The following is a 268-nucleotide window of genomic DNA, read 5'->3' on the forward strand; positions in this document are numbered from 1 at the left end:
TTCAGTGCAGCATAATCGGTTGCAAAAGCTGATGTTTCTGGCTTGCCTGCTTTATTGAGCGAGAAAACGACATCATCTGCTGTAACCTCGCCATATCCCTGCTGAAACTGCACGCCTTTGCGTAAATGGAACGTCCATTCCATTTTATCTGCTGAATGTTCCCATTTTTCAGCAAGATCAGGCTCAATCGTTGAAGGGTCGGTACTCCCCGGAGCAAAGCGCACCAATCCGCCAAAAATCCATGCAACCAGTGTGCGATCCGATGTCG

The 268-nt window shown here is 48.5% G+C and carries 1 protein-coding gene; it reads right to left on the reverse strand.

Annotated elements, in window-relative coordinates:
- The coding region (locus HBA93_RS21405) for an ABC transporter substrate-binding protein (protein WP_286202122.1) at window positions 1–268 on the reverse strand (268 nt) is incomplete at both ends.

It is taken from the genome of Ochrobactrum sp. SFR4 (assembly GCF_019730395.1).
Taxonomy (GTDB): domain Bacteria; phylum Pseudomonadota; class Alphaproteobacteria; order Rhizobiales; family Rhizobiaceae; genus Pseudochrobactrum.